This is a genomic window from Spiroplasma endosymbiont of Dasysyrphus albostriatus (genome assembly GCF_964019495.1).
Taxonomy (GTDB): Bacteria; Bacillota_I; Bacilli_A; order Mycoplasmatales; family VBWQ01; genus Spiroplasma_E.
In genome coordinates this window covers 747,725-768,538 of record NZ_OZ026447.1, presented here as the reverse complement: position 1 = coordinate 768,538, position 20,814 = coordinate 747,725, and the positions used below count along the sequence as shown (strand labels likewise).

The 20,814-nt window shown below is 23.5% G+C and carries 24 protein-coding genes; 9 read left to right on the top strand and 15 right to left on the bottom strand.

Annotated features, from left to right (window positions below):
• Window positions 1-46 precede the first annotated feature (46 nt).
• Window positions 47-1,072: a tryptophan--tRNA ligase gene (gene trpS, locus AACL11_RS04760; protein WP_338973834.1), complete on the top strand. Its 1,026-nt coding sequence runs from the start codon at window positions 47-49 to the stop codon at window positions 1,070-1,072.
• A gap of 12 nt (window positions 1,073-1,084) precedes the next feature.
• On the top strand, window positions 1,085-1,960 hold the full coding sequence (locus AACL11_RS04755) for a Cof-type HAD-IIB family hydrolase (protein WP_174481248.1): 876 nt from the start codon (window positions 1,085-1,087) through the stop codon (window positions 1,958-1,960).
• Window positions 1,961-2,206: 246 nt separating this feature from the next.
• On the opposite strand, the gene AACL11_RS04750 is transcribed toward AACL11_RS04755, so the two are convergent.
• From AACL11_RS04750 to AACL11_RS04740, 3 genes are all read right to left on the bottom strand, one after another.
• Window positions 2,207-2,467 carry a hypothetical protein gene (locus AACL11_RS04750; protein ID WP_174480370.1) on the bottom strand — a complete coding sequence of 87 codons (261 nt, stop codon included), beginning with the start codon at window positions 2,465-2,467 and terminating at the stop codon, window positions 2,207-2,209.
• Window positions 2,468-2,560: 93 nt separating this feature from the next.
• Window positions 2,561-3,631 (bottom strand): hypothetical protein, encoded by a 1,071-nt coding sequence (locus AACL11_RS04745; protein WP_338988347.1) that lies wholly within the window; start codon window positions 3,629-3,631, stop codon window positions 2,561-2,563.
• 75 nt (window positions 3,632-3,706) lie between these two features.
• Window positions 3,707-4,981, bottom strand: coding sequence for a hemolysin family protein (locus tag AACL11_RS04740; RefSeq protein WP_338988346.1), 1,275 nt, complete (start codon window positions 4,979-4,981; stop codon window positions 3,707-3,709).
• 136 nt (window positions 4,982-5,117) lie between these two features.
• Here AACL11_RS04740 and AACL11_RS04735 point away from each other — a divergent pair, with 136 nt between their 5' ends.
• Both AACL11_RS04735 and AACL11_RS04730 read left to right on the top strand, forming a co-directional pair.
• Entirely contained in the window at window positions 5,118-5,765 is a 648-nt protein-coding gene (locus AACL11_RS04735; protein ID WP_338988345.1) for a hypothetical protein, read from the top strand.
• 241 nt (window positions 5,766-6,006) lie between these two features.
• Window positions 6,007-6,528: a hypothetical protein gene (locus AACL11_RS04730; RefSeq protein WP_338988343.1), complete on the top strand. Its 522-nt coding sequence runs from the start codon at window positions 6,007-6,009 to the stop codon at window positions 6,526-6,528.
• A gap of 326 nt (window positions 6,529-6,854) precedes the next feature.
• Here AACL11_RS04730 and AACL11_RS04725 read toward each other — a convergent pair whose 3' ends face one another.
• Genes AACL11_RS04725 through AACL11_RS04715 form a run of 3 tightly spaced genes read right to left on the bottom strand, consistent with a single transcriptional unit; the run spans window position 6,855 to window position 8,143 of the window.
• On the bottom strand, window positions 6,855-7,007 hold the full coding sequence (locus AACL11_RS04725; RefSeq protein ID WP_252320877.1) for a hypothetical protein: 153 nt from the start codon (window positions 7,005-7,007) through the stop codon (window positions 6,855-6,857).
• A 9-nt stretch (window positions 7,008-7,016) separates the two neighbouring features.
• On the bottom strand, window positions 7,017-7,610 hold the full coding sequence (rdgB, locus tag AACL11_RS04720; protein WP_174480548.1) for an RdgB/HAM1 family non-canonical purine NTP pyrophosphatase: 594 nt from the start codon (window positions 7,608-7,610) through the stop codon (window positions 7,017-7,019).
• Window positions 7,610-8,143: a cob(I)yrinic acid a,c-diamide adenosyltransferase gene (locus AACL11_RS04715; protein ID WP_338988342.1), complete on the bottom strand. Its 534-nt coding sequence runs from the start codon at window positions 8,141-8,143 to the stop codon at window positions 7,610-7,612. Before AACL11_RS04715 ends, rdgB begins: the two co-directional genes overlap by 1 nt.
• A gap of 83 nt (window positions 8,144-8,226) precedes the next feature.
• On the opposite strand from AACL11_RS04715, the gene AACL11_RS04710 reads away from it, so the two are divergent.
• Window positions 8,227-9,030, top strand: coding sequence for a phosphotransferase (locus AACL11_RS04710; protein WP_252320871.1), 804 nt, complete (start codon window positions 8,227-8,229; stop codon window positions 9,028-9,030).
• Window positions 9,031-9,080: 50 nt separating this feature from the next.
• Here AACL11_RS04710 and AACL11_RS04705 read toward each other — a convergent pair whose 3' ends face one another.
• The 4 genes from AACL11_RS04705 to topA form a co-directional block, all read right to left on the bottom strand.
• Window positions 9,081-9,383, bottom strand: coding sequence for a hypothetical protein (locus AACL11_RS04705; RefSeq protein WP_252320869.1), 303 nt, complete (start codon window positions 9,381-9,383; stop codon window positions 9,081-9,083).
• A 136-nt stretch (window positions 9,384-9,519) separates the two neighbouring features.
• Entirely contained in the window at window positions 9,520-10,404 is an 885-nt protein-coding gene (gene ribF, locus AACL11_RS04700) for a riboflavin biosynthesis protein RibF (RefSeq protein ID WP_252320748.1), read from the bottom strand.
• Window positions 10,397-11,320, bottom strand: coding sequence for a tRNA pseudouridine(55) synthase TruB (gene truB, locus AACL11_RS04695; RefSeq protein WP_338988341.1), 924 nt, complete (start codon window positions 11,318-11,320; stop codon window positions 10,397-10,399). Before truB ends, ribF begins: the two co-directional genes overlap by 8 nt.
• 9 nt (window positions 11,321-11,329) lie before the next feature.
• Window positions 11,330-13,291 carry a type I DNA topoisomerase gene (gene topA, locus AACL11_RS04690; protein ID WP_338988340.1) on the bottom strand — a complete coding sequence of 654 codons (1,962 nt, stop codon included), beginning with the start codon at window positions 13,289-13,291 and terminating at the stop codon, window positions 11,330-11,332.
• Window positions 13,292-13,537: 246 nt separating this feature from the next.
• Between topA and AACL11_RS04685 the strand changes: the two genes are divergently transcribed.
• Window positions 13,538-13,969 (top strand): hypothetical protein, encoded by a 432-nt coding sequence (locus AACL11_RS04685; RefSeq protein ID WP_338988339.1) that lies wholly within the window; start codon window positions 13,538-13,540, stop codon window positions 13,967-13,969.
• A 192-nt stretch (window positions 13,970-14,161) separates the two neighbouring features.
• Here AACL11_RS04685 and AACL11_RS04680 read toward each other — a convergent pair whose 3' ends face one another.
• A complete protein-coding gene (locus AACL11_RS04680) occupies window positions 14,162-15,067 on the bottom strand; it encodes a hypothetical protein (protein WP_338988337.1) in 906 nt (301 codons plus the stop codon).
• 155 nt (window positions 15,068-15,222) lie between these two features.
• Here AACL11_RS04680 and AACL11_RS04675 point away from each other — a divergent pair, with 155 nt between their 5' ends.
• Complete coding sequence (locus AACL11_RS04675) at window positions 15,223-15,582, top strand: helix-turn-helix domain-containing protein (RefSeq protein ID WP_338973555.1); 360 nt, start codon at window positions 15,223-15,225, stop codon at window positions 15,580-15,582.
• Complete coding sequence (locus AACL11_RS04670) at window positions 15,539-16,111, top strand: IS630 family transposase (RefSeq protein WP_338988471.1); 573 nt, start codon at window positions 15,539-15,541, stop codon at window positions 16,109-16,111. The genes AACL11_RS04675 and AACL11_RS04670 overlap by 44 nt, the downstream gene beginning before the upstream one ends.
• Before the next feature lie 22 nt (window positions 16,112-16,133).
• Here the strand turns inward: AACL11_RS04670 and AACL11_RS04665 are convergent, their stop codons facing one another.
• The 3 genes from AACL11_RS04665 to AACL11_RS04655 form a co-directional block, all read right to left on the bottom strand.
• Window positions 16,134-17,192 carry an MSC_0882 family membrane protein gene (locus AACL11_RS04665; RefSeq protein ID WP_338988336.1) on the bottom strand — a complete coding sequence of 353 codons (1,059 nt, stop codon included), beginning with the start codon at window positions 17,190-17,192 and terminating at the stop codon, window positions 16,134-16,136.
• A gap of 19 nt (window positions 17,193-17,211) precedes the next feature.
• Window positions 17,212-17,520: a hypothetical protein gene (locus AACL11_RS04660; protein ID WP_174480536.1), complete on the bottom strand. Its 309-nt coding sequence runs from the start codon at window positions 17,518-17,520 to the stop codon at window positions 17,212-17,214.
• A 123-nt stretch (window positions 17,521-17,643) separates the two neighbouring features.
• The gene (locus tag AACL11_RS04655) at window positions 17,644-18,825 is read right to left on the bottom strand and encodes a prolipoprotein diacylglyceryl transferase (protein WP_338988335.1); all 1,182 of its coding nucleotides are present in this window, start codon (window positions 18,823-18,825) and stop codon (window positions 17,644-17,646) included.
• Between the two features lie 278 nt (window positions 18,826-19,103).
• Here AACL11_RS04655 and AACL11_RS04650 point away from each other — a divergent pair, with 278 nt between their 5' ends.
• Window positions 19,104-20,072 carry a hypothetical protein gene (locus AACL11_RS04650; RefSeq protein WP_338988333.1) on the top strand — a complete coding sequence of 323 codons (969 nt, stop codon included), beginning with the start codon at window positions 19,104-19,106 and terminating at the stop codon, window positions 20,070-20,072.
• Between the two features lie 179 nt (window positions 20,073-20,251).
• Here AACL11_RS04650 and AACL11_RS04645 read toward each other — a convergent pair whose 3' ends face one another.
• The gene (locus tag AACL11_RS04645) at window positions 20,252-20,764 is read right to left on the bottom strand and encodes a hypothetical protein (protein ID WP_252320984.1); all 513 of its coding nucleotides are present in this window, start codon (window positions 20,762-20,764) and stop codon (window positions 20,252-20,254) included.
• Between the last annotated feature and the right edge of the window lie 50 nt (window positions 20,765-20,814).

The window sequence follows — 20,814 nt, the reverse complement described above, 5'->3', positions numbered from 1 at the left end:
TGATAATTAATTATATTAAAAAATTAATTTGGAGGAAGCAAAATATATGGCTCGTATTATATCTGGAATAACTAGCACTGGAAAATTAACTCTTGGTAACTACTTGGGAGCAATTAATAATTTTTTAAAATTGCAAGAAGAACATGAACTCTTAATATTTGTTGCAAATTTACATGGATTAACACTACCAATAAAAGCACAAGAATTAAGAGATAATATTAAAGATATTGCCGCTTGATATTTTGCTGCTGGTATTATACCAAATAAATCTCATATTTTTATTCAATCTGATGTTTTAGCCCATAGTCAATTAGGATATATATTATTATGTAATAGTTATGTCGGTGAATTAGAACGAATGACACAATTTAAAGATAAAAGTCAAAAAATGACAAATCAACAAAATAAAACGATTAGTATTCCAACAGGCATTCTTACATATCCAGCATTAATGGCTGCTGATATTTTACTATATGACGCTGATTTTGTGCCAGTTGGTGTTGATCAAACTCAACATTTAGAATTGACAAAAACTTTAGCAACAAGAATGAATAACAATTATAAAACTGATTTATTCAAAATTCCTAAAATAATTATTGATAAACAAGCACAGAAAATTATGAGTTTACAAGAACCTGAAAAAAAAATGTCAAAATCTGATACTAATCTAAAAAATACTATTTTTTTAAGCGATAGCAAACAAGAAGTTACCAATAAAATTAAAAAAGCAGTTACTGATTCAGAAAATATTATTAAATTTGATCCAGAACATAAGCCTGGAGTTAGTAATTTATTAACTATTTATGCTAGCATTACTAAAAAAGATATCAAAACTTGTGAACAATACTTCAGCAATCACAATTATGGTTTTTTAAAAGAAGAAGTAATTAAAGTAATAAATGATTTATTAGAACCAATGCAAAAAAAACACCAAGAATTTATTAATGAAAAATCATCACAATTAGCAAAATATTTAGAAGAAGGTGCAAATTTTGCTAATAATATTGCTACTAAAAAATTAAACTTTGTTCAAGACACAATGGGTATTAATTTTATCGAGAAAGAAAGATAGGAGGAAGAGACAATGTCTTTATACAATAAAAAACAAAAACATTTAATCCTAGTTGATTTAGATGGTACTCTATTAAAAAGTGGTGGTCGAGAAATTCATATTAATACTAAAAAAGCACTAATTGATGCTCAAAAACAAGGTCATATTGTTTGTATTGTCACTGGTCGACCTTATCGTGGATCAATTAAATTTTATCGTGAATTAGGTCTTAATACATTACTATGCAATTTTAATGGTGGCCATATTCATGATCCAAAAATCAAAAAATTCAAACGATTAGTTTTTCCAATTTCTGAAACAATTGTTAAACATATTTTAAATGAAGACTATATTTTTCAACAAATTGAAAACGCGGTTATTGAATATTACAACAAAGCAGTATGTTGAAAAAAAGATGATTTCTTTGAAACTTATTTTCATTTAGATACTATTGAAAATGATACTTTTACAATTAGTAAATTAATTCGTGATTGAAAAGGGAGCGCTAATGCCATTTTAATTGAATTTAAAGAAAATACTAATCTTGATCAAGTATATCGTGACTTGGAAAAATATTCAAACTCAATTAAGGTAAATACTTGAAATCGTTATGATAATAATAAACTAATCTTTGAAATTTCAAGTAAATTTATTGATAAAGGAATGACAGCTCGCATTTTGGCTCAATATTATAATGTTGATATTAGAGATGTTATTGCTTATGGTGATGAAATTAATGATAAAGAAATGTTGATGGAAGTTGGCTATGGTGTAGCAATGAAAAATGGTAATATTGTTATTAAAAGTATTGCCAATGATATTACTACTAAAACTAATGATGAGGGTGGCGTTGGTGATCATTTATCAAAATTATTAAATCTTTATGAAGAAAGTGAAATTTATATTTAATGGAAATGAAAATATATTAACTATTATTTCTATACTTGTAATATGATATAGTTTTTAAACATTAATATAAGTTTTTAACCTATTTACTTTATTTTTAAAGTAAATAGGTTTTTATTTAAAAAAGTTTTTTATAAATTTAATATACTAAAATAAAAAACCTATTGTTTTATTTTTCAAAACAATAGGGCATTAATTATATTAAACTTCTACTAAATATAAATATTTTAATACTATTAATACAAAAAACTATAAAACTTCTAAAGGCAAGAAGTCAAAAATTTCTGGGTGATTGGCACAAAACTTTAATTCCGAATCATTTTTTTGTTCTTCAATTTTAATTTTTAATTCATTTAATTGTTTTTTTATTTTAAGTAATTGAGCAGGTGCTGGTGGTTGTTTATCTCATTCATCAAATAATGTTTTACCTGTTTTAAAAAGTTTTTCATACTGACATTTTAAACAACTATTTTGCTGTGATTCATGATCATGGATATTTTTGCCAAACATAAAATTACCTACTTTCCTCAATTCTTTTACTTAAATTTATTATACCAAATAATAAAAAAGGAGAATTATTTCTCCTTTTTAACTAGTAAAATGTTATAAAACCGTTGGTAAATAATGTAAGAAAAAACTATTTTCCAATTCTCATCCTCAATCACGCTGATTCTGAGGTGTTAAAATTCATCTAGCAAAACTTTCAGCAAAAAATTCATCATCAAGATTTATATTATATTTACCATTAAATCAGGCACTACGACCATAATTACTATTAACTGTTATTAAATCAAATAATAATTTTTGCTTAATATTAGTTAATTTTGCTTGTTGACCTAAATAATCAATTAAATATCAAGTACGATCATAAATTTGTTTGTTATCATTGTTAACAGTTAGTTTATGATAAACTGATGTCATATTAGTATTAACATCACTATAACTGCTATCTGGTCACTTTCAATTAGCATTAAATGAATTTCTTTCATCAGCACTACAACCAATAAAATTACTTAAAGCATGACCATATTCGTGAGTTGTAACACTAATTATTTGATCTGAAGATCAAAATCCCTCTTGAAATTGTTGATCAATTAAATTAATATTTGCAAATTCAGGACCATAACCCATACGTTGATTATCAGCTTCTGAATTAAAAGCAGTTCATGCTACTGTGCTATCACTTACAGCAACTGGTGCTACTTTTTGAATTAGTTTAATAACAGTGTTTTTATGAAAAACTTTAGCAAAAATATTATAAAAACGTAATTGTTGTTGCTCTGCTAATTGTAATTGTTCATTATTTAAACCAGCTTTTTTATACATTTCAACTCAATTAACATCAATGGTTTTACCACCAATTTTAGTATGAGTTAAATCATATTGTAAACTATCATAATTACTTCAAATTACATCACTTTTATTATTATCATACAAGTTATTAAATTCATCAATACTTTCTTTACTTGCCATTTGATGGATTTTATATTCATATTTTTTTACCATCTTTGCATCTTCTGGTGAAAGTTTTCATTTTAATAAACTAGCATTAGCATCATGCTTATTTAAATAGACATAATGATCACTGTCTGGAGAAAACGTTAACATTAAACCATTAACTGTTACAAGATTTAATGCTGTAATCATAGTTACTAATTTAATACCTTTTTTCATAATTAACCTCTCCTTCATATCATAATTATAATTATGATTTTACATTGTAGCATTTAAATAAAAATCCTGCACTAACTATTCTCATTTATTTTTAATTTTTTTATTAGTAAAAATTTCAACTTCAAAAACAGCAAATTCTTTGCGAACCTTTATAACTTTAAATGAAAAATTTCGAAATTTTAAAAGTGGACTATTTTTCCTTACTTTCTTTACTTTTGTTTTGAACATATATCATTCTTGGACAGTTTGTTTAATATAATTTGGAGGTTTTCTTTTTAAATAACGTTTAAATAATACTTCAAGTTTTGAAGAACCATCAACACGAAACTTATGTGTTCCTATTTCTTGTATCAATCCAATTTCATCAGTTTCATCATAAATTTCACCAACTAATTCTTCAAGAATATCTTCAAGTGTAATAATACCATTAAAATCTTTTTTATCTTTATTATTGCAGACAATAGCCATATGCATTCTTTCGGTTTGTAAAATTTCCAATGCTTCATTTAACTTAGTACGCTTAGAAATAAAAATTGCTGGTAACATTAATTGTAATAAATCTGGATTTTCATTTTCTAACATATTAATAATAAATTCTTTAATATTTAAAATACCAATTACATTTTGATTAACATGATCTAAAACAGGAATTCTACTATATTTTTCTTCTAAATATAGATGTTTAATAACTTTAGGTGGCGTATCATCATAAATATATTTAATTTTACTTTTGGGATGCATAGCTTGAAAAACTGATTTTTCATCAAATTTAATTGCAGATTCAATTAAATCACGTTCTGCTTTTTCAAGAACTCCTTCTCTTTCAATTATTGAAATCAATTCAATAAGTTCTTGTTCAGAACTTGTTGGTTTTTTACTTTTAAATTGAAATAAAGTAACAATAAAAGTTATTGGATAAAAAATAATATTAAGAATATACAAAATATATGCATAATTTAAAGCTATTGTCTCGGGATGTAATTTTGCAACACTTTTAGGTATAATTTCACCAATAATTAAAACAACAATTGCTGAAACTAAAGTTGATATTAAAGGACTATAAGTAGGAGAAACATGAAAAGAATCAATAAATAATATGGTACTTAAAGTACCAATTCCAACATTAATTACTGTGTTACCAAGTAAAATTGTTGTTAAAGTTACATTATAATTTTTAACTAACTTAAATACAATATTAGCACGACGACTTTTCTTACTACGTAATTTACCAATAGATTTAATTCTTATAACATTTAAAGAAGTTAATGATGTTTCAGCAGATGAATAAAAACCACTTAAAAATAATAAAACTAGCAATATTATTAAATAAATATACCAATTACTGTCCATATAGAAAAAAAACTACTCCTTTTGATTTTTATATTGTTATTAAGATTATAACATAGTATACTTAGTACGTTATATTTAATTATTAATTTATTACTCATATAACTTTATGATATTATATTGAAGGTGATGAAAATAAATGCGTAAAAAATTTGGACTAATAGCAGCCTTAATAATAGGCACAACAACTAGTTTACAAGTTAGTGCTTGTACAGATGATTCAAAATATCAAGAATTTATTAGTGATGTTAATAGTGGGCATGCTTTTTTTGGCATACTTGGTGCTGCTGATAATCCACTTTCTAAACAAATTATTGACGGTTTACACACAATGCAAATCAAAAATAATAATGTACCAAGTAAATGAGATAACTGATTAACAGAAAAGAAAACTGAAATAAACAGTGTTACTACTAATGGGACTATTGATATTAAAATTTATGAAAAATCTCCTTATGCCAACCCTAGTAGTGATATTGTTAACCAATTTTGAAATGATAAAAAAATTAGTTGACAACAACAAATTTATCATTGACTACTTGACCATAAAATTTCTGATAATAGTTCAGCACCTGTTGCTGATTCAGGTGTCAAGGAAATTCAAAATCCTGTTGATAAAGAAAGAGCATTTAAAGCTTTACCAATTGTTTTTATTGTTAATAAAGGTAAACTAATAACTGTTGGCCAAGAATGAGGAACTATTGATAATCCAAATCAGTTTTTTGATCAACTAACAGCTTTAATCACAGGTAATCTATTAAAAACTGCTGCTAAAAAAACTATATAATTTTTAAAAGAAGATATATAATTATCTTCTTTTACTTTTTTATTTCTTAATATTGATTATTCCATTTTTTATAAATTGATATAACTAAGATACGTGTTTATTTTTTATTGTATTTTATTTATAAGGTGCTAAAATTTTAGTAGATAAGCAGATTTAGTAAAAATAACAATAATTCTAAACATTTCTAACTCATTACTTTTTTTAAAGTAATGAGTTTTATAGTTAAAAAGAGGTATCTAAAATGAATGATTTACTTATTAATAATACCAGTGAATTGGTAACTTTTAATACTAACAGTACAGATCCTACTAATATAAAAAATATTACTTGAAAAAATTCTATTCAAGAACACAAAAATAAAGTTGAACAAACATATCAAATTTTTTTAAAATCACAAGAATGAGGAAAAAAGTTAAGACAACAAATAACAACACCATTAACAACAACTAAAATTAAAAACAGACATAAAAAAAGAAGCACAAATATATTAGTCTCAACACTAACAACAGAACAAATACAAAGATTATCACCAAAACAAATAAAATGATTAACAAATTGACAAATTAAAGAACTTACAGCAGAACAAATACAAAGTTTTACAATTCAACAAATACAATCATTTACCAAAGAACAAATTGAATACTTTACAGAAGAACAAAAAGAAGTATTTTGACCAAAACAAGTAATCACAAAGATTAACACTATGGATTTGCAAACTCAATCAACAACAAGTGAATTTAAACCAAATTTACCCAAAATGTAAAAAAAGCTTGTAACTTAAAAGTTACAAGCTTTTTAAAAATTAATTTTTAAACAAATTATATTGATATAAAATTAAATTTTTGACTACTATTAATAGTAAAATCTCATTTACCATTTTCATTTATTTCTTGAATATTAAAAAACTATCAAAACTAATACTATGTTTTAATATTAAAGTTCAGTATTACCAAAAGTATTATATGTTCTAGGAAATCCAATAACAACTACTTCTTGTAATGAATCAACTTCATTTTGCGTTATTTTTTTATATAAACCATTCTTTCATTTTTTAAAAATATCACTAAAAAATAAACAAGTAAACTATTACTAAAATGATATAACTAACATAGTATCTTTACTAATTTTTTTTAATTTATCTATTTTACTTAAACTATTATTTAAAATAGTTTCTAAACAAAATTCAATCTTTAAAAAAGAAAAACTATAAAAAAGAATTAAACCATCCTTTTTATTTTTCATTTTAACTATCTAATTTTGTTCTTGTAAAAATGTTAATAATTGCTGAATTGCTGAATTACGATGAGAAATTTTATTTTTATCTGCCAATGACAATTCACCTAAAGTAGCATGTACTACTGGAACATAAAATATTTGATCGTAACCAAAACCATCATTACCTTTTATCTCAGTAGTGATTTCACCTTCAAGTTTACCAATAAATGCTTTAGTAATCTTATGATCAAAATCAACATAAGCAATAGCAGAAATAAATACTGCTGCACGATTAGTTTCACCTTCCATTTGTTCTAAAATGTCTAACATTGCATCATGATAGGACATTTCACCCTTTCATCGTGCTGAGTTAATACCAGGAAAATTATTTAAAGCTAATATTTCTAACCCTGAATCATCAGCAATTACAGGACCATTCACTAATTTTGCAAGTGTTGTTGCTTTTAAAATTGCATTTTCAATAAATGATGTACCTGTTTCATTGATTTCAAGAGGAGAATTAAGATCTAACATTGATTTGACATTATATCCCTTTGTCTGTAAGATACTCTTTAATTCATTAATTTTACCGATATTATTAGATGCAAACCATAAGGTTTTAGCAGTCATTAATAATCAATCCCTTCACGAGCAATTTGACTTTTTTCAAAATAATGTTTAATTGATTTAACTTCACTAATTAAATTAGCACATTGCTCTAAGGCAAAAGATGCATATCTACCAGATAATGCAATTTCAATATGTGATTTTTTATTTTTTAAAATTTCAATTAAGTCTTGTTCTTTAATCAAATTATTTTGAATACACCCTAAAATTTCATCAACAACAATAAGATCAGTATTATCATTTTGACTTAACAGTTTTAATCTAGTAAGACCATAATTAGTTTCTTGTTTTAATTTATTTTTTTCTTCTTCATCCATTTCTCAAAAAAATTTTTGCGAAGATTCATAAAAACTTTCAATTTTAAGTTTAGTATTTTGTTTTAAAAAATTAATTTCACCAGAAGGACGATTTTTTAAAAAACGTAAGTAGCTAACATTAAGATTATTACCCAATGCTCTAATTACCATACCATTAAGAATTGAGGTTTTACCTCTTCCTTCACCTTTATAAATATGAATATAACCTTTTTTTAACATACTATCACTTACTTTCAATATTTTTTATTTAATAAATTGTATAATTTTATTACAGACAATACAAGCAAAATAGAGGTGTCATTTTGAAATTTAAAACTATTAAACCACCATATCAATTAGAACTATTAAAAACAAAAGGTTTAACCAATGACTTATTTTTAGTAAATAAACATTTTTTTTTAAAACAATCTAAAGATATTTTGCAACCTTTTTTGAATTTTACAAATCAAATTAATGTTATTAAATTAATTAAATCAAAAAAATTTACATTACCTATTAATGAAGTCAATATTAATAATAATAAACTATTAACCTTAATGCCATATTATCATAATTTAATTAATTTAAGCGAACAAATAATTAATAAACAAATATTAGAACAAATTTCATCATTGGTAAAACAACTACATAATATTAAATTTGATAATAAATCATTAATTAAAACTTGAAAAGGTTTAGAACAACTTAATTTATACTGTAATTTAACTACTAGTAATCCTTGCTTAGAAAAAATAACCAGTGAGGTAATCAAATGAATTGCTACTTATCAACCAACAACAATTGTTTTATCTCATAATGATTTAACATTAAATAATTTTGTTAAAAAAAATAATTGTTGATATTTAATTGATTGAGATTTTGCTTGTTGAAATGATGAATTATTTGATATTGCCTCTTTTGCTTCTGAAAGTTTAACTTCTGAAACCGAAATTAATACTTGATTTAATTGTTTTAATTTAAATAATGAACAAATAATTATTGCTAAAAAATGAATGAATTATCAAAATTTAATTTGATATTATTGAGCTTGTTATTTATACGAACAAACTAATTTAAACATATATAAAGAAATTAGTGAAAGTAAATTAACTAATCTATTAAAATAAGTTATTTAAATAATTCATCATTTTAAGTCTGATTATGTAGTTTTAACTTCTTAACAAATTGAACCATAATTAGGTAATTTATTAGTAGTCTGTTTTTTTTGTTCAATTTGTTTTCCTTGTAAATTTATTTCTACTATATTATTAACAGCTGAAATGTTTGATTCTATTTCAATAACTATACATTTATTATTTGAAGCGTGTTCTTGTAACAATGGCATTCTTTCATCATTTACAATTTGACAATTATCATTTGAAGTAATATTTTTTTGTAAATTTTCTTTATAATCACAGTTTGCGCAAATTTCATTATTATCTTTTATTTGATTTATAAATTCTTTTACTCAATATTTCATTATTTATTTACTCCCTTTTTTCTTTTTTATTTTTCATTAGCATATACAATAAAATTAAATTTTATTGGAAATAGTTTTTAATAAATAGTATTTATAATGTTAATAATTATTGTAAATATAAAGAATATCACAATTATTATGGCTTTAATAATTTAGTACTAGAATTAGCAAAATATTTAATTGTTTCTATTAAATCTTTATCGACTTGTTTTTTTAAATCATCTAAATTAGTAAACTTTAAATTATCACGAAGAAAATCTAAAAATCTAACTTTAATGATTTTTCCATATAAATCTTGATTAAAGTTTAATAAGTAAGTTTCAACTAACGGCTTATTATTACGTAACATAATTACTGTCATACTTTGATATCATCTATTATCTACTTCAGTAAGCGTAATATAAGTAGCAAGACCCGGTAATGCATAGTTTGTTAATAACGATAAATTAGCAGTTGGAAAATTAATCGTTCTAGCCTCTTTAATACCATGAACTACTTTACCACTAATTGTATATGGCTCTTGTTGTAAACAAAGATTAGCACTACTAATATCTTTATTTTGTAAAAGTTGTTTAATATAAGTTGAAGAAACTTTGTTATTATTAACAATAATATCATTACAAAGATAAACTTGTAATGAAGATTGTTGTAATGTTTTAATATTACCTTGCCCTTGATAACCAAACCTAATATTTGGGTTAACAACTACTGCTTTAACATTATTTGCCAATAATCACGAAATAAATTGCTCTGGTGAAAGTGTTGCTATTTCTTTACTAAACTTAATTTCCCAATAATAATCAAAATTGTATTTAGCAATTGTTTTAATTTTATCTTCATTACTTAATAAAACCTCATTATTTTTATTACTAATTACACTTTGTGGTTTTCTATCAAAACTAATAATACATGTTTGATAATTATTTATTGTTGAATTAACTAATAATTGTTTAAATAGGGCTTGATGACCTTGATGAATACCATCAAAAAAACCTCAACAAGCAATAATTGGTTTAGACATCAATTTTTGATTTTGAATATTTAGATTTTTCAATTTTAATATCTTCATTACATTTAAAACCTCGTTGGCTTACGTATAAATTATTTTTTTGATTACGATAAATAGCTAATGGCAAATGTTCAGAATTAACAACTAAAACATATGGCTCATTAGTGCTATCAATAACTAAGGGTTTACCATCAATAACACTTTTACTATTATCAACAACAATCGCTGGCATAATATTTTTAACACCATCATAAATACTAATATGATTTTTACTAACTGTTTCTTCATTAATAACATCTAAATTTAGGGCATTACTTAAATCAAAACCCGATTGATGAATTCTTCTCAAATAAGTTAAAGTTGCTGATGTATGTAAAATTCTAGCAATGTCAGTAACCAAAGCTCGAACATAAGTTCCTTTTGAACATACTACTTCAAAAGTAACTAAATCATTATTAAAACTAATTAATTTTAAAGATTTAATATAAACCTTACGTTTTGGTAATTCAACAGGAATATTCTCACGAGCATATTCATAAAGTTTTTTACCATTAATTTTAACTGCTGCATAAGCAGGAATTATTTGCCCATATTGACGATTATTATAAAATTCAAGTGCTTTAACAATTTCTGATTCTTTTAAATCAAGATGTGGTTTTGATTCAATAATTTTACCAGTAATATCGCCGGTGTCGGTTTTTAAAAATAGTTGCATTTTTGCAATGTAAACTTTATCACTTTTTAAAATAAAATCACTAATTTTGGTTGCTTCATTCACAAGTACTACCATTAGTCCTGTTGCTAAAGGATCTAACGTACCTGTATGACCAATTTTATTTAATTTCAAACGTTTTTTAATAACAACAAGACAATCTTGTGATGTCATAAATGAAGGTTTATCTATTAATAATATATAATCTTTTAACATGCGTTTCACCTACTTTACTTCTTTATCAGAAGTTACTTCTTGATACTTTTCAACATGTTTACAATTTGGATAATTAGTACATCCTAAAAATTTTCGATTTTGTTTTGAAGATTTAACAACCATTCAACCATCTGTACATACTAAACAAGGTTTAATTTTTTCTAATTGTTTTTGAATATATCGACATTTTGGAAATGCTGAACAACCGTTAAATTTACCATATCTTCCTGTTCTTTGCACAAGTGGGGCACCACAAAGTGGACAATCTTGATCTAATAAAACCGGTTTAATTTTAAACTCAGTCATTTTATCAAAAGCATCATCAATCCTTGGTTCAAACTTAACTCAAAAGTCTTTTACCACTTGATGCATATCAAAATTACCATGAGCAATTTGATCTAATTGAGTTTCAACTTGTGAAGTATATGTCTCATTAATAATATCATAAAAAAACTCTTGAAGTTTATCATTAGTTAAAAGACCTTTCTCAGTAGCTTTAAAAGACTTATTTTCAATAATAACATAACCGCGTTCTTTAATAGTGTTCATAATTGGATTATAAGTCGATGGTCGACCAATTCCTAGTTCTTCTAATGTTTTAATTAATTTAGCTTCTGTGTATCTTGGTTTTGGTTTAGTAAAGTGTTGCTGTAAATTTACTGACTCAACTTTAATAATTTGATTTTTTTCAAATTTTGGTAAAACTAAAAGTTCTTCATTTTCAAGACTTTCTACATCAAGCATTAAAAATCCTTTAAACTTGATTTGTTGTCCTGTTAAACGAAATTGATAATCATTATTTTTAAATAAGACAGTAGTACTAATTAATTGTGCTGGTGCCATTAATGAACTAAGGGCACGAAAATAAATTAAATTATAAAGTTTTAATTGATCTTTATTTAAAAAATCAATAGCACGTTTATTATTCATTGTTAAATCAGTTGGTCTGATTGCTTCATGAGCATCTTGCACATTTTTTTTATTAGTCTGTTCTTTCTTCTGCCCAAGATATTGTTCACCATATTCATTAACAATTAATGTTTTGGCATTTTCAATAAATTTATCATTTAAACGTATTGAATCAGTACGAGGATAACTAATAAATCCAGTAAGTGTTCCATTAACATCAATTCCTTCATACAATTGCTGAACAATAAGCGTTGTTTTAGCAGTACTAAAATTTAATTGTGTTGATGCTGCTTGTAATAAACTACTAGTAGTAAATGGATTTAATGAATTACGCTTACGATTTTGTTCAGTAACAGAAATTACTTGATAACTATCACTTAATGCATTTTTAATAGCAACTGCTTCTTGTTCATTATTAATAACTAACAGTTCTTCTTTATATTTTTCACAATTTAATATTATTTTTTTTTGATAAGTACTATTAATTGTTCAAAATTCTTTGCTAATAAAATTAGTAATTTCACGTTCTCTTGTTGCTATTAATTTTAATGCTACTGATTGTACTCTCCCTGCACTACGTGAACCGATCTTCTTTTGTAATAGATTACTTAAGCGAAAACCAATGATACGATCAACCATTCTTCTTGCTTCTTGACTACGAACTAATGGTAAATCAATACTATGTGGAGATTTAAATGCTGTTAAAATTGCATCTTTAGTAATTTCATTAAAAGTTATTCGTGATGATATATTACTTGTTGCTAATACTTGATCTAAATGATAAGCAATTGCTTCTCCTTCACGATCATGATCGGTTGCTAGATAAACATGAGTAATACTTTTTAATTTACTTTTTAATTCTTTTACCTTTGGCATTTTTTTGCGATCAATTTTGTAAATTGGTTCAAAAGTTTCTAAATCAATTCCCAAACCATATTGACCTTTAATTGCTAAATTACGAATGTGTCCATCCGAAGATAACACTAAATAATCATTACCTAAATATGATTGTACTGCTTTACTTTTAACTGGAGATTCCATGATTACTAATTTTGATGGCATCTTATATCTTCCTCTATATATAATTTATTAGCTTTATTCAAATACTATTTTGTAATATATATAACTTTAACGCGAAAGTCAATATTTTTTTGGATATATGCTTTTTTATAAAAATTTTAAATAACTTATTAACAATTAATATATAAATTATGCTATATTTATTTAGTAAAAATTTAATATAAGTTTTTATCCTATTTATTTTTGTAAATAAATAGGTTTTTATTTTGATTTGAAAGGAACATAAAAATGAAATTTTTAAACACAAATGAGAGCGAAATTAATTCTGAAATACTTTCTAATTTATTACAATCAATACTTCCAAATAATCTTCTTACAGTGGGACTAGTGTGTCTTGCTGGTGGAATTGGTTACTATTCATGAAATTTTTACAAAAATAAAAAACAAGAATTAAATATAAAAGTAATACAAAAAAATGATGAAAAGAAAACTACATTAAACTCAAAGAATCTAACAAATCAATCAAGTAATATAAGTAAATATGAATATAATATGACATTAGATAATGCAACTAAAATTAATCAAATAATTTTAGATAATAACAATAGCAAAAATGTTGAAGAAGAATATGATATGTTAGATGATGCAAAAGAAGCAATAAATGATGAAGATGAATGAGCAATAATTGATTTACCTTCTTATGGAAGTAATCATATTTAAAAATTTAATTATAATAAAAGTTACCATTAGGTAACTTTTATTATAATATGTCAATCTATAATCATTAATTTCATCTACTAATAATTGTTTTCTAAAATTCTTTTATTGCTTTCATAAAAAATAAATTTACTAAAATAATCATTTCAAAATAAAAAAAATAATTTTGTTTTAAAGAATAAAAAAATAATCAATTTAATTATTAAATTTGGAAAATTTTAAAGATATTTCAAAAATATAATATCAAATATCGGGAACTCAATTATTTAATATTATTTCAATTGCCTTTTCATCAGTTTTTTGAAATTTTTTTCACTTATTAATTTTATCTTCAACTATTTTAATTAAATTAATTCAATTTCTATAAAAATTTCCACCTTTTTGTTCATTAATTTGTTTATCTAACTTTTTACCAACTTTTTCAAAATCTCTTACTCCATTAGGAAAAACAAACAACACAGGATTTAATTCAACAATTTCAAGTCCTAATGTTTTTTTATTATTTATATTTTCTAAAATAAAATCTGGGCCATTTAATCTACCTTGTTCTTTTGTAGTACCTATATATTCTTTTAAAATATAATTCTTTCTTATTTTAATAGAAATTCCTAAATAATGATTAGAGTCATTAAATCACTTAATTTCACTATTATTTATTTGAAAAAAATCATCAGGAATTATTTTTATCAAACTAGGTTTTAAAATGTCAATACCTTTATTATCATGGTAACATCTTAATCATTCATCATTAGTTTGATTATATATTAAAAAATCAAAAAATCATGACTCTATTATTTTATTTGAACGAGGAATTAAAAAATCAATAATCTTAAGTTTAGTTAAATAAGAAAAATATATTTCAAATAAATGATTTTTGCAAAAATCAGATGCATATATAGAGTTACTAAATTTAAATAACTCTTTATTTTGTTCTAATTTATTTAAATTTGTTAAATGTTCAAAAATCATTTTTTTAAAATAATTTAAATCTAAACTATGACTAAAAATATTTTCTTCACAACTTTTAAATTGACATTTTTTATTTTGGAATTCATTGAAAGTAATTGTTTCTCTTCCTCATTTATTTAAATTTTTTGACATAATTAACACCTTATAAAAATGATTATTACTATATATAGCTAACGAAAGTAATGTTTACTCATAAATAATGTAAAATAATAATATGTAATTTAAACAATTCTTGCACTTACAAGTATAATTCAGCAATAATTAAAATAGATTAGGAAGATTAAATTATGCCAAAACCATACAGTGAGGACTTACGAAGAAAAGTAATAGAAGTTTATGAAAGTAAAAACATGAAAATTAAAGAAATTTGTAAAGTGTTCAATATCACTAGAAAGACTTTATTTTTATGAAGAAAAAGAAAGCAAAAAACCGGAAATATAAAACCAATTTTGAATTATCAAAAAGGACATAGCCACAAAATAAAGGATTTAGATGAATTAAAAAATTATTTAGCAGAAAATAAAGATGTTACAGTTCAAAAAGTAATTGAAAAATTTGGTGATATGACAAAAGAAACAGTTTATAACTATTTCAAAAAACTAAATTATACATATAAAAAAAACTTTTCTATATGAACAAAGAGATAAAAATAAACAAGAAGATTTTTTAAAAGAAATAGCGAAAATAATGAATGAAGATTTGGTATATATTGATGAATCTGGAATTGATGATAATGAATTTTATAAATATGGTTGGTCTGAAAAAGGTAAAAGATTATTTGATAATAAACCTGCATATAAAATAAAGAGAATGAGTATAATTGGTGCACTAAATAAAGGTAAATTAAAAGCTCTATGAGCATTTGAAGGACATTGCAATAGTAAAATTTTTGAATCATATGTTAAAAATATACTAATTCCAGTATTAAAGTGTGGACAAATTATAGTTTTAGATAATGCGACGTTTCATAAATCTAAAGCAACAAAACAATTAATTGAAAATGCTGGATGCAAACTATTATTTCTTCCACCATATTCTCCTAATTTAAATCCAATTGAACATTTTTGATTTGCTATAAAACATAATATAAGAAAAATATTACCAAATTATTGACCAAATATTAAAAACGCGATTGATTTTGTTTTTCAAGATATGAGTAAACATTACTTTAGTTAGCTATATATATTATAAATAATAACTACTTTTTCTTTCTTCTTTTTAATACAAATATTGGAATAACAATTGCAAAAAATATTAAAGCAGTAAAACCAATAGTAATAATCATACATATTCTATTTATCTTTTTTTTGTATTGATTTAACTCTTGTGGATTAATAATTTCATAGCCATAATAACTTATAATATTACGTTTACGAAATTTAAAAATAACAATATTAATCATATGAATAAAGAAAATAACACCTAAAATAATTGTTAATGTTATTGCATCTTTAATAATATCAGGAACATTAACTGTTCATTTTTGAATAATAAAAGTTAATTTCTGACCACTAATCAAAAACATAATGCCAATAATAATACCAAGAACAATATAACTACTAATACTTATTCAATTAACAATTATCAAGTTAGCATGAATTTTACGATAATTTCTAATTATAAAATTAGGAGGTAATAGCGATCCTTTTAGTGTTCTTTCAATATATAAATCCACTTCTCTTCTTAATGTCACAAATTCAATAATATTAATCAAAATAATAGTAAGAGCAATAATTGCTAATGGAATAGTAATTACAGGATGAGGAATAATTTTTATGTTAATCATACCAAAATATAAACCAATAAAAGTTGAAGCAATAATTAATGTCATAACACCAATAAATAATAAAATCAATTGTTTTAGCTTCTCTGATTTAATTTCTCTGCTAATTGGTTTTGGAATTTTAAAACTATTTTTATAACTAACTATTTCCATAGTATTAAATGTTTGTGGTTGATCATAATACATATCTTTTTCTTTAGTAAAGTTTTCATTGATCGGCACTGTCTTTTTTTCTTGTAAAGGTATTATATAAGAACTAGTAACTTGTATATTTTTACCATCATATTTTTTTTCATTATAATCATTTTCATTAAAATCAGAATTATGAATATTTTCTTTATTTTTATTAATTGGTGGTACAACATTTCTAAAATAAGTGTTATTATTAGTTGATTTTTGATAACCTTCTTTATCTGATAACCTATTTTTTTGTGAAAAAAATTTATCAAATAATTTAAATTTTATTTTAGACATATACATCACCTACATTTAATTAGTTAAAATATTTTTTTGTCTTTTTAGAAATATGTTTACTTGAATAAAATTTTCTTTGTAATTTGGCAATTTCATGTTCAATTTCCAAAATTTTATCTTCAAATTGATAATCTTTTTCTTCTAAACTTAAGTATCCTTTAATAGAAATCCTTTTGCGTAAATACATTATTAATAAAATTGATAATAATAACAGAAAAATCAAAAGTGCTAACCCACCCATTGAATATAAAAAAGTAGTAATTGGAATCTCAAAACCTAAAAACTTAATGGTATTAGTACTACTATCATCACTTACTACTGCTAACACTAATTTCACCTCATACATTAGTATATAAATATTATAACAAAAACACCAAATCTAATTAATATTATCTATTTAATAGCTTATTTTCTGTTATAATAATTATTTTAATAATAAAAAAGAATATTATTAATATTCTTTTTCATATGTTCATCCTTCGCTACGTAAATATTTTGCTGCAACAAATTGTGCAAATATTGCTAGAAACAGACCAAAGAAAGTAATCAATAATAAAATTGTATAATCAAGGATTGGACGATTAATTAAAAATAAATCTTCTGGTGGGCGCTGTAACTCTAAAATAAATCTAATTAAATTTCATCCAAAAAAGTAAAGTCCCATTTGAACACCTGCATGCATCATTCGATAATGATGTGGATTATTTATTTCATAAAGTTTTTTGCTTTTATTTATATAATCATTAATTTTCTTACCAGAAGGTTTGACTTCTGCTAATGCTTTATTTACTACATTTTTTGGTACTTGATTATAATAGTAAACTTCATTTCACATTTTAGTTCAAGTCAAATGCTTTGGATCACGATTTATTTTATTTCAATATTTTGGATTAAAAGTTATTTTTCCTCAGTATTTAAAATTATCTTTAAAATCAAATTGAAACTTATCTGGCTCTACTTTTCATGGCTTTTTACCAAATCATTTACCAAGATTTGGAACAATAAATGTAATCGCTAATCATAAACCTAAATTAGCAATTGATTCATAAAGAAATATTGGTGCACGATAAACAATTTCACCATTAATCATTTCGGGATTACCACTTGGTCCACCAATTAATTTAAAACAATTATCACGAATAAAAGCAGGTAATCATGATAATGAATCATAACTTACAACGTTACCAAGTAATTCATGATTAAAGAAATTACCTCAACGTCCTAATATCTGCCCTAATAAAATATTAGGAATAATTAAATCGCCATATATTCATAATGATATTTTATACTTACGACCAACAAAGTAAAAAATAATTGCACCAGCAATAATGCCAAATAAAACACCACCATGAATAGACATCCCTGGTTTTCAAAATGCAAATTTTTCAAAAAAACTAATTGACTTATCAGGATCATCCTTACCAAGAAAACTAGCACCAAATAATGAAGCAGGAATAATAAATATTATTGATCATGCTAAAGAATCAGTAGGAACACGATAACGTTTAAATTTTACTCAAGAAGCAATAATTGAAGCAAAAATACCTGACATAATAGCAAATGCATAAACATGAAACCATCCACCATAAGTATCAGTAATGCCGTGAGGTCCAACAAAATCTAAATTTAACATAACAAACACCTCACTTACAAGACCATCTTTTAATATAGAATACCATAATAGAATACCATAACTAACTAAGAATCACAATATAAATAAAGGCAAACAATACATATTACATATATAATTTTGATAAAGTGTAATTGTAATTCACATTTTTTTAGTTTTTTTATTGTATATTATTTTTTGCAAATATAAACTTAAATTAAGATTTACCAAAAAACAAATACAAAAAATAATGTATTTTTGCTAAATCTTAATTTAATTTTTAAAAAAAGGAGGGAATAAAAATGAAATTTAAACAATTGTTATTATTAATTACCACTGTTACAAGTTTAGGGATGATATTATCAAATAATAAAATAATTAATAGCAATCAAAATACTACTTTTTTAAATAAAAACAATGTTTCTAAAATTAGCTTTAACAAAATGACAGGCACTACTGGTGAAATTAATAGTTTAACTTTTAAGGGGGAACAAACTTATGCCGTTAATAGTGAAGGTATTGTTTATAAAAGTGACAATGGTCAATCTTTTGAAGAAATAAATTTACTTAATTATGATTATAAAATAAAATCACTAATTACAACACCTAATGGCACAATTTATGTTGGAACTTATAATGAAAAAAATAATGAATTAAAAGTTTATATTCTTAAAAATGATCAACTTGCTGAAAAATATACTTTAAGTTCACATCAATTATTAGCAATGACTTTTGACAAAGAAAATAATATTTATATAGGAACAAATCAAGGGGTATATACTAATTCAAGTCCAACAACTGAATTAAAAAAAATAGATGGGGCAATAGGTAACATTACAGTTTTAAAAACAACTAAAAATGGTTTAATTTATGCTGGTAATACAGAAGGAATGATTTTTAAAAGTATTGGGGGTAATCCTTTTAATTTAGTTGAGCAACTAAAAGATGGTGGTATTACAAGTATTGCTGTTGATAATAAAGAAACAATCTTTGTTACTAACAAGAGTAAACAAGTTTATTATAAACGTATTACTATTGCTAATTTTTTACCATATAAGCAAACTTTAGAAACAATAAATACAACAGTAATAACTTTTGGAACAGGGGTTTTAGTTGGTGATAAAGATGGTAATATATGAAAAAGTTATCAAGAAAAAAACTTCACTTTATTCTATGAAAATAAACTTAATTCAATTAATCAATTGATTTATAATTCTAATAATTTTACTATTTATGCAACAACTACTGATGGAATATATAAAAATAAATAATCTAATTTAAAATAACTAATTTTAAGTTAGTTCTTTTTTTAAAAAAATTGTAATACTTATTGAAAATTTAATAGTAAAATTATAAATAATTTTAATTTTTTATAATTTTGTTTATTCATAAAACATCTCTAATATTTTATTAGAGATGTTTTTAAAGATACTTTATAAATATATTAAACTTATATATTTGCTTGTAAATTTGATTTATATAAAAAACTATTACTATTTTTTAACTTTAATTTTATTTCTTTAAAAAAATCAAATTTTTCTTTTTCTTTATAATCATTAGAAAATATTTCTAAAGTTTCAGCATCAGATTTTTCATAAAAATGATATATATTATTGAATACTTGCTCTTGTGTTTCTTCTTCTTTTATTACTCGATATATAAAATTAAGAACTGAACACATTTTTCGATATTTATTATCTTTTCTTAAAGCATTATTAAATTTTTCTTTTTGTTTAGTATTCATTTTGGATATTTTAGAACTATTTTTAACGTTTGTTATATCAATTTCTTCATCCACTAAATAAACTACTTGATCTAAAAAATTTAATACTAATTCATCTACATCTTTTGATTTATATTTTTTTAAGGTTTCTAAATAAGTATCTGCTAAATTAATTGCTAATAAATTTAAAAAATTATTTAAAACTTTTGTTTTTAAATTTTTGTTGATATTTAAATCCATTATCAAAACTCCTTAAAATCACCTTCAATAGAGTGATTATATCAATTTTA